At 36.2% G+C, this 13,164-nt stretch carries 13 protein-coding genes; 3 read left to right on the plus strand and 10 right to left on the minus strand.

From position 1 onward, the window contains the following. Positions 1–190 precede the first annotated feature (190 nt). The 7 genes from BM130_RS02055 to nusB all read right to left on the minus strand — a co-directional run bounded on the left by BM130_RS02055 (position 191) and on the right by nusB (position 5,180). The gene (locus tag BM130_RS02055; protein ID WP_237706097.1) at positions 191–646 is read right to left on the minus strand and encodes a DUF5606 family protein; all 456 of its coding nucleotides are present in this window, start codon (positions 644–646) and stop codon (positions 191–193) included. A 297-nt stretch (positions 647–943) separates the two neighbouring features. Further along, positions 944–1,672 (minus strand): TerB family tellurite resistance protein, encoded by a 729-nt coding sequence (locus BM130_RS02060; protein ID WP_010526854.1) that lies wholly within the window; start codon positions 1,670–1,672, stop codon positions 944–946. Next, positions 1,660–2,250, minus strand: coding sequence for a dephospho-CoA kinase (coaE, locus tag BM130_RS02065; protein ID WP_010526853.1), 591 nt, complete (start codon positions 2,248–2,250; stop codon positions 1,660–1,662). The genes BM130_RS02060 and coaE overlap by 13 nt, the downstream gene beginning before the upstream one ends. Before the next feature lie 2 nt (positions 2,251–2,252). Continuing rightward, positions 2,253–3,275, minus strand: coding sequence for a CdaR family protein (locus BM130_RS02070; protein WP_010526852.1), 1,023 nt, complete (start codon positions 3,273–3,275; stop codon positions 2,253–2,255). 162 nt (positions 3,276–3,437) lie between these two features. After that, positions 3,438–3,752 carry a preprotein translocase subunit YajC gene (gene yajC, locus BM130_RS02075; RefSeq protein ID WP_010526851.1) on the minus strand — a complete coding sequence of 105 codons (315 nt, stop codon included), beginning with the start codon at positions 3,750–3,752 and terminating at the stop codon, positions 3,438–3,440. A 46-nt stretch (positions 3,753–3,798) separates the two neighbouring features. Next, a complete protein-coding gene (locus tag BM130_RS02080) occupies positions 3,799–4,236 on the minus strand; it encodes a DUF1573 domain-containing protein (protein WP_010526850.1) in 438 nt (145 codons plus the stop codon). 5 nt (positions 4,237–4,241) lie between these two features. Then, a complete protein-coding gene (gene nusB / locus BM130_RS02085) occupies positions 4,242–5,180 on the minus strand; it encodes a transcription antitermination factor NusB (RefSeq protein ID WP_010526849.1) in 939 nt (312 codons plus the stop codon). Between the two features lie 496 nt (positions 5,181–5,676). Here nusB and BM130_RS02090 point away from each other — a divergent pair, with 496 nt between their 5' ends. Next, a complete protein-coding gene (locus BM130_RS02090) occupies positions 5,677–6,069 on the plus strand; it encodes a DUF3276 family protein (protein WP_010526848.1) in 393 nt (130 codons plus the stop codon). 74 nt (positions 6,070–6,143) lie between these two features. Here BM130_RS02090 and BM130_RS02095 read toward each other — a convergent pair whose 3' ends face one another. Further along, entirely contained in the window at positions 6,144–6,905 is a 762-nt protein-coding gene (locus tag BM130_RS02095) for a hypothetical protein (RefSeq protein ID WP_029626505.1), read from the minus strand. Between the two features lie 685 nt (positions 6,906–7,590). Here BM130_RS02095 and feoB point away from each other — a divergent pair. Both feoB and BM130_RS02110 read left to right on the plus strand, forming a co-directional pair. After that, positions 7,591–10,083, plus strand: coding sequence for a ferrous iron transport protein B (feoB, locus tag BM130_RS02105; RefSeq protein WP_010526845.1), 2,493 nt, complete (start codon positions 7,591–7,593; stop codon positions 10,081–10,083). Positions 10,084–10,312: 229 nt separating this feature from the next. After that, positions 10,313–10,519, plus strand: coding sequence for a FeoB-associated Cys-rich membrane protein (locus BM130_RS02110; RefSeq protein WP_010526844.1), 207 nt, complete (start codon positions 10,313–10,315; stop codon positions 10,517–10,519). A gap of 20 nt (positions 10,520–10,539) precedes the next feature. Here BM130_RS02110 and BM130_RS02115 read toward each other — a convergent pair whose 3' ends face one another. Beyond that, positions 10,540–11,991 carry an aminoacyl-histidine dipeptidase gene (locus tag BM130_RS02115; RefSeq protein WP_010526843.1) on the minus strand — a complete coding sequence of 484 codons (1,452 nt, stop codon included), beginning with the start codon at positions 11,989–11,991 and terminating at the stop codon, positions 10,540–10,542. A gap of 262 nt (positions 11,992–12,253) precedes the next feature. After that, positions 12,254–13,144 carry a transglutaminase-like domain-containing protein gene (locus BM130_RS02120; RefSeq protein WP_010526842.1) on the minus strand — a complete coding sequence of 297 codons (891 nt, stop codon included), beginning with the start codon at positions 13,142–13,144 and terminating at the stop codon, positions 12,254–12,256. Between the last annotated feature and the right edge of the window lie 20 nt (positions 13,145–13,164).

Here is a 13,164-nt window from a genome sequence, read left to right on the forward strand (position 1 = left end):
TTTGCCAATTGCACTGCTTCGTTAAGCGGATGCAAAAGTAGACTTTTCATTTTATTTTGCAATACTTTTTTCAATCTTTTTTTGCTGTTTTTTTTTAATTGTTCCCGTTGGGATTTGTTGAAGTATTTCACATATACTTTATAACCAATTATGTCCTAAGAAAATGGAAACTTAAAAACCGAAATTAACGCTATTCGTTATTTGAATTTTCTTTTTCTTCATCCACTTCTTCCGATTCTTTGGCTTTGTTATATTCTTCAATGCTTTCCTGACTAATAATACCTTTTTCCTTCAAGAGATTAAACCATGTAAAGACTTTTTTAATATCGGAAACATAAACTCGCTCATCATCGTAATCAGGCAGCACCTCTTTAAAAGTCTTCTTTAACTCATCTGAAGAAGCCTTTTTAGGATTTATTTTAACATCTTTCTCAAAAATAGAGATAAAAACATCTGCCAGCTTCACGTCGTCATCGATAGTATAAATAGATATATCTTCCAAAGAGCTAATTTTAGAAGTAGCATAGGCTGGCATCCTCTTACCATCAAGCAACGATTCTACAATAATGCTGTTCTTAGCATTTGTAATTAACTTAAAAAGTCCGGGTTTTCCGGAAATAGCAAGGATTCCTTTCAACATACTCATTAGTTAAAATTTATCTAAAACATAGGTCTATTTAAACATGCAAGGCAACAACCCCCTAACACAACAAATGGTTAAAATTATACTTGTTGCTTGCAATAAATTTTGGAGCGACAAAAATAATATAAACATGTAATTGACCGTCCTTTTAATGCATATAATTACTTTATACTCTAAAAAAATGTTTTACACACATTAATTATTACCTACGTTGTTGATCTGTTAAAACAATTATGACCTAAGTTTTTTAAAGATACAAATTTTCTTAGAACCGTAATTTATTATCTCCACCAGAAAGAATTAATTGAATCCACGTTCCTTTTTAATTTTATCATACGCTTCATTGACCTTTGCAAATTTTTCATTGGCTGACTTCTGAAACTCAGGTCCAAGGTGACTAACTCTGTCAGGGTGGAAACGTAAAGCCATTTTTCGATAAGCCTTTTTTACTTCATCATCGGAAGCAGATGGCGAAATTTCCAACACTTTATAAGCTGCATCCAAATTATCATAAAACATATTCAACACGGACTGATAATCGGCATCGGAAATACCTAAAAAATTGGAAATTCGTTGAATAACCTCAATTTCGGTCTTATCCAGAATTCCATCAGCCAATCCCAATCCAAACAAGAGATGGAGCAACTGAATCCTACTATCATAATTAACATTAATCCGTATTTGGTGGCAAACCTCCAAAAGTGGAATTTCTTTTTTTGTCAGATCTCGGAGAATAATCAAGGCTTCACCCGCCTTTTCTATACCCAACAAGTTTCTTAAATAGTTTTTGACATAATCCAGTTCAGACCGTAAAATTTTACCATCGGATTTCATTACCGCCGCTAAAAGTACCAACAGAGAAACCACAAAACCATCACGTGAAGCTTCTCTTGTTTGGTTCATACTAATTCTTTCTCCTGACGCGGCTTCTCCTGCGTGCCGCCCTAAAAACATGCCAATTAAAGCACCGATAGGCCCCATGACCCACCAGCCTATACCAAATCCAATAAGTGAACCTAACAATCCCATATTTGCAATAATTCAAAATGTATTTTTAAAACCTGAGGAACAACTAAATGATTATCATCTGCTGTAATTTCAAAATTACAAAATAGACGTTTCTTATCATCATTCCATTGATACTTCATGCGCTTTAGCACCTGCTCTTCACTCATTCCATCACGTCGAACAACACGCGCAATTCTAACATTTTCAGGTGCACTTACCAATATTATCTTATCCAGAAGGTGATTTCCACCGCCCTCCAATAAAACAGCAGCCTCTTCAATAACATAAGGAGCATTTTGCCGTCGTGACCATTGAAAAAAGTCCTCTCGCACCACCGGATGAACAAGGGCATTTACTTTTAAAATCAACTCAGGGTCATGGAAAATCATTTTGGCAACATGACTTCGGTTTAATTTTCCATATTCAAAAGCCTTTTCTCCAAATAATTTTCGATACCCCTCAACCAGAACCGGATGCTCCTGAATTAACCGGCGCGCTTCCAAGTCGGCATAATAAACAGGGATACCTAACGACTCAAAAATTTTGCAAATGGTGGTTTTGCCACTACCTATACCACCTGTAACACCAACTTTTAACAAAACTAATTCTTTTTTTCAAGCAAATATTCCACAAAAATAGGGGAAAAACTAAGCGATTCAATATTGATTGGAGCTTTATCCAACCGCACTTTCAGGCGTTCAGGGCGGTCACTTCGCAACACAGGCGAGGCATCTATTACAGCACTAAAATGAGATTCATCAATGGTACCATATTTGCTAATTCCCACCCTGAAAGAAACCTGGATAGAAGAAGGGAAAGTCTTAATTCGTAAACTATCCGGTAATCCATATATTCGTAAAGGAATTTTTAAGTTTATCTCGGTAAACGGTTCTACAGGAATAGTAGCTGTCACCTTTTTTACAGACGATTTCACACGTGGAGGTATAACCAAAGGCACATTGGTGGTAACTGTATCAGAAAGACCTTGAAGATCGATTTTACGAGTTTGGATAAACCGTATGGTATCTACAATCGATTTAGGCCCGGAAATGGTCACCGAATCAGGTTGAACCATTATTTCTCCAGCTTGGAGGTATTGCTTTTGGAAACCAATATCTGCCAAAATTTTTACAGGGACACGAGCATTTCCTTTTTCAGCCAGCGGAACAAATAAAGTATCCGGACTAATATCAATTAATTCCATACCCTGTGATAGTTGTCCTGCAATTTTGTTTTTTTCAGTTGAAGTAATAGTAAAAACTCCCTCCTCACCAGAAGCGGTTTTCAAAGATTGCATTTCAGAGACGCTAAAAGTAAGTGGCAAAAAAGCATTACTCAATTGATAACGTAAAATAACAAATCCAACGGCCTTTACCTTAACTTCTATACGTCCTCTAAAATCTTCCGGCAGCATTTTATTCTCAGGTAAATCCACGAACTTTACCGGATAACTTAAGGTTGCAGTATATTCTTTTCGCAAAGCATTAAGAAACCAAAATCCGGTCGAAATAACCAAAAAAATTAAAAAGACCACCAGGTTCTTATCTTGTTTAAGCTGATCAAACCACAACCTAACGATTCCTTGAACTTTTTGATATTGTTTATATATTACATCTCTTCCCATGAAAATTGAGCATCAGATAGCATTCTAAAACATAAAAAAGGAAAAGCAACACTCATCAACTATTATATCAAAATCTGTACTGATACAAAAAAGCCAATGATTTACAAAAATAATCATTGGCCACTGAAAACAAAATAATTAATAAACGGATATGTGTGACTTTTATTTTCTTACAGCATCCGTCATATCCATAATAATGCCTGCTTTGTCAACCTTAATATTTACATTATTTGCGATTTCAACAATAACATAATTTTCTTTGACTTCAGTAACTTTACCATAAATACCTCCGGTCGTTACCACTTTATCACCTTTCTTAAGGTTATCGCGGTATTTTTTAAGCTCTTTTTGTCTCTTTACCTGAGGACGAATCATAAAAAAGTAAAACACCACAATAATTAAGATAAAAGGGAATAGTTGCATCAGCAAACCCCTACTTTCGCCGGTAGCAGCAGCCTGTAATAATAAACTCATCATAATTCTATCAATTTAAGTTCAAAAAAATAATTTACTATTTAAAAATTTAATCAGTAACTTGAGCTACTAATGAGAGTAGAATTGGTTTTTCTAAACCACCAAAATAGACACTCACTTGCTGAAACTGTATTCCACTCTTTCCTGCACTATTAAATATTACTTCAACAAAACCAGCATCACCGGGCATGACAGGCTTACGGGTATATTTGGCAACGGTACAACCACACCCAGTTTTTACTTTTTCGATAAATAAAGGGGCGGCTCCTTCATTTTTAAAACGAAAACGCGCTCCTGCCTCTTCTCCCCTTTTTAGCTTACCCAAATCATGTTCAACAAAAGCAAATACCGGCTTTCCGGCTCCATCACCCTCTAAAAAAAAATTATTGCCTTCTTTTGTGGTATTTCCGCTTTTACAACTCACCATAAAGAAGAGAACAATTAATACCAAAATTTCTCCGACAACTCCAAAACTCTGGTGCTTCATCTAAATCACTTCTTATTTATTAATCTTTCAGAGGGATTCTCCTTCTTTAAATAGTTAATTATTTTGTCCAGAATACCATTAATAAATATACCACTTTTCGGAGTAGAGTAATGCTTGGCTATTTCAATATACTCATTTAAAGTTACTTTAACCGGTATTTCCGGAAACTCCAAAAACTCTGTAATAGCAATTTCCATTAAAACTATGTCAAGAGAAGCAACGCGCTCCAAATCCCAGTTACGCGAAAATTTTCTTATTAGAGATTTATACTCTGAATGATTCAAAATTGTTTTACGAAATAAAGTTTTTACAAATTCGCGGTCTTGCTCATCCTTAAATTCTTTTTGAAGCACCTGATTTTCACCATTCTCTTCTTTAAACTCTTTGATGGTTTTGACCACTATACTAACCACAAATTCCGCTTCATCATTCCAAAAAATACTTTCTTCTTCAAAAAGAGCATATAAAGGAAGATATTGCCCGATAACTTTTTCATAAAGTTTAGCTATAAATTTGCGGTCGGCCTCATATGAAAGGTCATCTGAAGCCATATATTGTTGGTAGAGTTCAGAATCACAAATAAATTTAAATATATCTCTTACATATTTTTCATTATTTTTCCAGGAAACGCCTTTAGATTCAATATATTTCAATAACTGACGATTCTCCCCCAATTGTTTTATAACTTTGTTATTAATAAATTTCCTGTTGGGATGTAAATCATCGTAAGAAGGCCGCTTCTTGTTAAGCCCTATTTCAATTCTCCTTTCGGCCAGATCACGTACATCTAAAATTAAAAGTAAAAGTAAATGATAAAGTTCGTAGGATTTGGAAATACTGTGAAACAACTCCCTCTCGGATTCCTGAAGGGATGTATCTCCCCCTCTGAAATGACCGTAAACCGTTTGCATTACTTTCACACGGAGCAATCTTCTACTAAGCATTCGTTAAAGAACTTTTAAGACTTCAGATAATTATTCATCACAAAAGTAGATTTTTTTTTATTTTCTACAAGAATGCCCGGGTAAAAAACAACGTTCCCTAGCCACTTAAAAATCTCATAAATTAGTGTACCAATTGACTTTTCAGCTTGAAAATGGTTAATCAAATAAAACCACTATAATAACTACTTCTTCCTTAAATGCTTTGTACAAAATATTCTATTGCTATAGAAGCTAAACAATTATTGTTAAAATTTAGCTCTTGCCTCACATCGTCAAAAAATCATATCACTTTCGAGCCGAAATTTCTCCGTCAAGGATACAATTAAACAATAAAGCAGGTTTTCAGCAGCTTAATCTGCCAAAAATCATCATTCGTCGTTAAATAGTTTAAATTTTAGAATAATTCTGTAAACAATAATTGGTTATTTTGAAAAATTATTGCCATTTTTGAGCAGGAGAAACACAATGTTTTCTTACTCAAAAAATTTAATTTAAGATGGAAGGATTTGACAAAAAAGATGGAATTGAAAAAAAGCGAAATGGAAGAGAAGAGATCTTTTCGAGGGTAGTAAGAGCCGGAAAGCGGACTTATTTTTTTGATGTCAAGGCGACCCGAAAAGATGATTATTACCTGACCATTACCGAAAGCAAAAAGCGTTTTGAAGAAGACGGTCGGTTTCGCTTTGAAAAGCACAAACTCTTTCTATACAAAGAGGATTTTGAAAAGTTCACCAATGGTCTAAAAGAAGTGATCGAGTTTATTCAGGCCGAACAAGGGTTAAATAATAGCGATGGCTCAGTAGAAACCGAATCTTCAGAATCTACTGAAGAAACACTCTCTACGGCTGAATATACGAATGTTGACTTTGAAGACCTTAATCAGGAGTAATGACAACTGAATTGCATAAAAAAAACGGGGTGTTTTTATAAAGCCCCGTTTTTTTTATATTGTTCTTCGCCTGGTTATTGAAGTAAGCCAGGATTATCAGAATTTCCAAAGCTCTTTTTATCTATTTTTTTTAATATTTCTCCCAGCTCGAAAAAAGTTAACTTTTTAACATTTGTAAGAACAAAGTCTCGCCGTAATCCTCCACCCAATAGATTGGCTTCGTCAATAGCTGCTTTTACTTTTTCATTAAGCGGCACATCAATGGGGACAAGTCCCCAAAAAGTTACAAATTGACCTGAAAACCCAATAAATTCCAGTTTTCCATCAAACTTATCAAACATATATTCTACCTCTCCCGAAATTACTCTCTGTCTGGTTTGATCAAAGTCACTGCCATCTTTTGAGAAAAAGGCACCAAAAAATCGCAACTTTTGACCACTCCCTCCTAATCCGGTAGAAATAAACATGGGAGGGTGATCAAGCATGGTAGCCTGAAATATTAATTTGCATTCTTCAAGTGCCAAATAGGTCCAGTCTTCAAGCCCTTTGTCAGGATTCTCCTGATAACTCTGTAAAGTACGAATAGCATCCGGAGTACCAATAGAAGCGAGTGCAGCTAAACGTTTTCGTTTACTTTGAACGGAGGAATTTTCATCCCATAATTCATATTTTCCGGAAGTAACTATGTCGGGTCGTAAATTCTTTTTAACCTCCTTCGACATTCTCATGTACGCCATTTGAGTATCAAGAGATACTTCGCGCTCCATAACCTGGATCTCGCCCCCATTTTCTCTGACAACTCGTTGAAAATCCTCAAATGTACCTGAAAAATCCATGGCGTTCATTTATTTTATTCAAATGTACTTCCTAACAATTACCTTACCAAACTAAACGATTATTGAAATCCCTATCCTATCGTTGTGTCAAGGATCGTTATTCCGAAGATTGGCATTAAAATTAAAGAAAAATCATATTTTAAAAAGTCTGACTTTCAATAATTCCTATAAATACTAAATTTCACATAAGTATAACGAACGGATCGCTTTTATGTTTAGGTTGTATCTGTCGTTTCGTCATTTTATTTGGAATAATCTGCCATTTTTTCGGTATTCCGCACAACCAAATCTTCATCCCGCGTTGGCTACAAATAATCCTTAGAATGAAGGCAGACAGTTGGGAATTAGCAATTGGGCTTTTTAAACACATGACCATAATGCTTATTTAAGAGATCAATATGTTTAAGATTACTTTAACCAATCACAAAAAGCTAAAGACAGAAACAGGACTACACAGGCAAAAGTTTTTTTGTGATTAGGGAACAGTTATTAGTATTGGATACACTAGGGGCTATTAACTAAATCACAATAAACTAATTTTAAACTATATTCGACCAAGAACTTAGATAAAAGTTATACGGATGGTTTAAAAATACCTAATAATTGGTATTGTTGAGTAGTAGAACTATCCTTAAATTTGGAAAATTTCAAAATCAAAGGATTAAACATAAGGTTACACAACAATATGAATCTTGCAGAATTAAGCACTGGACAGGAAGGAATAATCGTAAAGGTAAGGGGACATGGGGCTTTCCGGAAACGGATTATTGAAATGGGATTTGTAAAAGGTAAAAAGGTTGAGGTAATAAAAAATGCACCACTTAAAGATCCCATCGAATATAAAGTAATGGATTATAAAATATCACTTCGACGAAATGAAGCCCAATTGGTTGAAGTTATTTCACAAGATGAGGCTCATCCATTCGAACCTTATAGTTTCAACACCAATATAACGAATGAAACAGTACCCCAAAAGGTAACCGAAAAAAGAAAGACCATACACATTGCCTTAGTAGGCAATCCCAATTGCGGTAAAACCACCATTTTTAACCAGGCCAGTGGTGCTAATGAACGTGTAGGCAACTACGGTGGCGTTACTATTGATGTAAAAACGGGAATATTTTATCACAATGGGTACACATTAAAAGTATCGGATCTTCCGGGAACTTATTCTCTTTCGGCATACAGTCCGGAGGAGGTATATGTAAGAGAGCACATTAGCAAAGAACATCCGGATATTATTATCAATGTGGTAGATGCTTCCAACCTGGAAAGAAACCTTTATTTGACCACCCAGTTGATGGATATGGATGTTCGAACGGTGGTAGCCCTTAACATGTACGACGATCTATTAAAACGAGGCAATAAACTTGATTATCAGCACCTCGAAAGAATGCTGGGAATCCCGTTTGTTCCCACTGTTGGCTCAAAAGGTGCAGGCATTACCGAACTTTTTCAAAAAGTTGTAGAAGTCTATGAAGCCAACAATGAAACTGAACGACACATTAAAATTAACTTTGGAGCGGCTATTGAACAAGCACTGGGAGTCGTAGAAAAGAAAATAACTGATTATCCAGAACTCTATAGCAGAATATCACCTCGCTTTTTGGCCATAAAATTACTTGAAAAAGACTCGGTTTTTCTAGAGGAATTTTCATCTGAAAAGTATTCATCAATTTTGAACGAAGCCGAAAAGCAATCTCAAAAATTAGAAAAAACCTATCACGAAGACATAGAAACTATTATTACTGATGCCCGTTACGGTTTTATTGCCGGAGCATTAAAAGAGACTTATCGTGAAAACCCACAGCAGCGCAGAAGAAAAACCGATATGATCGATTCTGTTCTAACGCACAAACTGTGGGGATTTCCAATTTTCTTTTTCTTTATATGGTTAATGTTCCAGTCCACCTTTAAACTGGGCGAATATCCAATGAATTGGATAGAACAAGGTGTAGCCTTAATATCCAACTGGGCTTCGGCAACATTACCACCCGGGCCGTTTGTGGACCTGATAGTAGATGGAATTATTGGTGGTGTTGGTGGTGTTATAGTTTTTCTTCCAAATATTCTTATATTATTTTTCTTCATTTCTTTTATGGAAGATACGGGTTACATGGCCCGTGCGGCTTTTATTATGGACAAAGTGATGCATAAAATAGGTTTGCATGGACAGTCATTTATCCCTCTAATCATGGGGTTTGGGTGTAATGTTCCTGCCATAATGGCTACACGTACCATTAAAGATCCCAACAATCGCCTTCTGACCATTTTGATTAATCCTTTTATGTCATGCAGTGCCCGACTACCTGTGTATATCATATTTATAAGTGCATTTTTCACGGAGCATCCCGGAACGGTCCTTTTTGTCCTTTACGGTACAGGAATAGCTCTGGCAGTAATAGTGGCACGCTTATTTAAGCGCTTTCTTTTTAAGAAAAACGACACACCGTTCGTCATGGAATTGCCACCATATCGGCTTCCCACCTTCAAAAGTACCTTGCGACACATGTGGTTTAAAGGTCGCCAATACCTGAAGAAAATGGGAGGCGTTATCATGATCGCATCCATTATCATTTGGTTTTTGGGATATTATCCAAGGCATAACGAGCATACCTTATTGCTGGAAAAACAACGGGCAGACCTAGAGCAAAAATATAACGAACAGTTACTGTCTGTCGATAAAAATGAACGTTTATCTATTGAACAGCAGAAATCTAATGAACTGGAAAAACTTGAACATTTGCAGGAGAAAATTCGGCACGAGGACAGCTATATCGGAAGAATTGGCAAAAGCCTAGAACCGGCCATACGACCTTTAGGTTTTGACTGGAAAATGGGTGTCAGTCTTCTCAGTGGCATTGCCGCCAAGGAAGTGGTTGTAAGCACCATGGCAGTTCTTTACCAAGCCGATGATACTTCAACTAGTGGAAACCAACAATTAATTGAACAAATTAAGAGCGATTCCTACCCGGATGGCACACCAGTTTTCACAAAACTGACGACCATTTCATTTCTGATATTTACGCTTGTTTATTTTCCGTGTGTAGCTGTTGTAGCTGCAATCAGAAAAGAAACCGGTTCTTGGAAATGGGCCATATTTACTATATTTTATACAACTGGGTTAGCTTATTTATTATCTCTTGTAATTTATCAGGTTGGGAAATTACTTATATAGATCATGCTTAGTTTAAAACAGGAAGGTCTACTAATTATTAGATTGTTCCATTTTTATTATTCAAGCAAGTTTAATCCCGGTTAATTGGAACAATTTTTAATTATTATAGTCTGAAACCTAAAATATCAAATAGCTTTGGTAAAATTAATATATGATTATCGGAAAACTATCTGTATTTCAGAGACTTTAATTTAAACAACTTTTAAACAAGGAATTAAAGCAATAAGAAATGATACAAGAAATTCTTACAATAATTACGGTCATTGCAGCCTTTGGGTACACTTTATATGCCTTTTACAAAACAATGTTTTCGAAAGATAGTAGTGGCTGTGGGGGTGGCTGTCCTTCATGTGAAGCCAAAGATTTACTTTTAAAAGACATAAGCAAAAAGGGCAAAAAGCCTAAATTCCACACTTTTCGCCCCTTAAAAAACTAATATTCACTTATAAAGATCACTCACAGGCTTTTCAAAATAGCGAGCAAATGGTCCCAAAATTTTCCAACGCTTTCAATATGTAAACGTTCATCGGGGGAATGGGCACCTTTGATGGTAGGTCCCAATGAGATCATATCCATATGCGGATACTTTTGCAAAAAAAGACCACATTCCAGTCCGGCATGTATAGCTCTAACTTTGGGCTTATATTTAAATAATTGTTCGTAAGTATTCACAGCCACTTTAAGTAAGGGCGAATCCATATTGGGTTCCCAACCGGGATAACCATCTGAATGCTCAACTTTTGCACCAGCCAACTCAAAGATACTATGGACCATATTGGCAATATTATTTTTTGCACTTTCCACTGAACTGCGCTGACTGGTTGAAACAATTAATTCTCCATCAACTTTTTTTACAGAGGCAAGATTTGTTGAGGTCTCAACTAAATTATCTATTTCCTGGCTCCAGGCTATTACACCATGTGGGCAACCATATAAGGCATTCAGCAATTTTGATTGAAAACTTTTTGAGAAAACCTTTTCCGGCAGAGTCGTGGTGCCCATCTGGATCCTCACATTCGGGTCTGTATGACGCAATTCCTGACCTACATCATGCGCAAACATGTTCATGGCGACACGAGCCTGTTCTTTGTATGCGGAAGGAATAACAACCGTTGCAAAAGCTTCTCTGGCGATGGCATTTCGTAAATTACCTCCTTCCAAATGAGCCAATCGCATGCCCAGCTCTCTTTCCATTTGCCATAAATGCCGCACCAAAATCTTAATGGCATTTCCTAATCCTTTGTGAATGTCATCACCGGAGTGGCCACCTTTTAAGCCGGTTATTTGAATTTCCAAGGCATTATACCCCGAAGGGACCTCATTCAATTCCGGTTTGAATCGGGCAACAGTGTCAATCCCTCCTGCACATCCTATAAACAACTCACCCTCATCTTCCGAATCCAAATTAATCAAAATATTTCCCTGCAGGAAATTCTCTTCCAAATTAAAAGCACCGGTAAGACCAGTTTCCTCTTCAACTGTAAATAAACATTCCAAAGGTCCATGAGCAATATTGTCCGAAGCCAGTAAGGCTAATTGTGCAGCAATACCTATGCCATCATCGGCACCAAGAGTTGTCCCATCGGCTTTTATCCATTCGTCTTTCCGTATCGGAATTATAGGATCTTTAAGGAAATTGTGAGTTTTCTCACTATTCTTTTCTCCAACCATATCCAAATGTGATTGGAGAACCACAATAGGTCTGTTTTCATATCCTGGGGAAGCGGGTTTTGATATCAACACATTTCCAGCCTGGTCCCGCTTTGCTTTCAATCCTTTTTGATGGGAAAATTCCAACAACCAATCAATCATTTTTTCTTCGTGACCTGATGGTCGCGGAATCTTACATATCTCCTCAAAATAATGCCATAATATATTCGGATATAATCCTTTAAAAGGTTTATTCATGGTTATAACTTTAAAAATATTCAAATCGTTTTGGTCATCCTCTTTTAAATTCAGTCTGTTTACTACATAAAAAATAAAATCCCGGACTTAATGCTTTTTGAAAAAACATCATAGACCGGCACAACCGTTCAAAAAGTAAAATAAAACAGACAACTCATTCAAAAAAATTTCTTATAACAACCTAACAATAAAATTCAAAAACAAACTTTATTAAAGGCCACTCAATCGATGCAAATGGGAAATAAATTAAACAAAAATCACATTAATTATTAAAGTCTTCTTTTTGGGCAAAAACAGACATTAATTCCTTAACTTCCTCAAATTTCTCTACTTGCCCGGCTTGCTGATAAGCAATTAAAAGATTATTCAAAATTCTTTTAACTGTATCAATATTGGAACAAGGAATAAAGTAAGAGCTCTTGTTTTCTAATTTCTGTTGTTTGATAAACTGCTCAATTTCTCGTCGACCGAGTACTGCACCCTTATTAATTGGGTTAATATAAAACAATACAGAGGCATCATCTCTTAACCGAACTCTATCCCTTTGTTCCGGTTCATCCAAATAAGCAAGGATATAATTCTTTGGCAAATTGACACCATATATGGGTAACCCTAGGCGCTGTGCTATTTCAGCATAAATCACGGACAACGAAATAGGATTTCCCTTTCTGGTATCCAAAACATCACAAATAAACGAATTTTGAGGCGAAAGAAAATTGCTGTTATTTCTTGAAAAACCATGAACATCAAAAAGGATATGGTTAATAACCCGCACTTTTTCGAGAGCGGTAAGATGTTCATTCAATTCTAGCCAAATATCTTTTCTCAGTTTTTCAATCGAACGGTCAATCTCTTCAAATGTCAATTCGGGATATTGATATTTAGCAACCAGCCAAACACCCGTGAGCAAGTCTTCACCATTGTTATTTTTCCATTCCGCCAGGCGTTTTTTCACATCGCGGAATTGCAGGGTATGAATAATGTTCTCCAAACGGTATTGTACAACCCCGTTGGTCTGGGTCTCCCAAATTTTTTCAAGCTCAGGGACGATCTCCACTTCCGCTTTAAGCAATTCATTTTCTACGGTATTAAATATCTCTTCACTGGGATCGTCCAGAAGGGTTATTAGGGCTTTAATTTTTTGAGTATCCATACTCTCACTATCTACAACTT

The sequence above is a fragment of the Thermophagus xiamenensis genome (genome assembly GCF_900112795.1).
GTDB lineage: Bacteria > Bacteroidota > Bacteroidia > Bacteroidales > Marinilabiliaceae > Thermophagus > Thermophagus xiamenensis.